This window comes from Pseudomonas sp. SID14000, from assembly GCF_002165135.1.
Taxonomy (GTDB): Bacteria; Pseudomonadota; Gammaproteobacteria; order Pseudomonadales; family Pseudomonadaceae; genus Aquipseudomonas.
On the sequence record NZ_NFZQ01000133.1, the window covers coordinates 1 to 414 of the forward strand.

The following is a 414-nucleotide window of genomic DNA, read 5'->3' on the forward strand; positions in this document are numbered from 1 at the left end:
GGGCGTGCCCGGGGGCTCGTGGACGCCCACCCGCAGCCACAGCCCCTGGGGCGTGCGCTCGACCGGCAGGCCCAGCACGTCGGAGTAGAACCGCTCGGCGGCGTCCAGGTCGTCGACCGAGAAGCCGCTGAAGGCGTGCGCGTCGGTGAGCACGGTCGTCCCCGTCCCTCGTCCGCGGGGCGACGGTCGTCGCCCCGTCAGGTACCGACCGCGCCCGTCGCCGCCGCCGTGTCACCCGGACGGGTGGGTCCCGCGGCGGGCAGCCGTGCCGCGAACGTCGTGCGGCCCGGCACCGACGTGCACGTGAGCGTCCCGCCGTGCGCCGTCACGACCGCGTGGGCGATCGCGAGCCCCAGCCCCGTCGAGCCGGCGGCCCGGTTGCGCGACGCGTCGCCGCGCGTGAACCGCTGGAAC

General features: G+C 77.8%; 1 protein-coding gene. It reads right to left on the reverse strand.

Going from position 1 to position 414, the window contains the following annotated elements:
* Positions 1 to 197 precede the first annotated feature (197 nt).
* A partial coding sequence (locus CAY82_RS27660; protein WP_256576352.1) for an ATP-binding protein occupies positions 198 to 414 on the reverse strand: 217 nt, incomplete at its 5' end.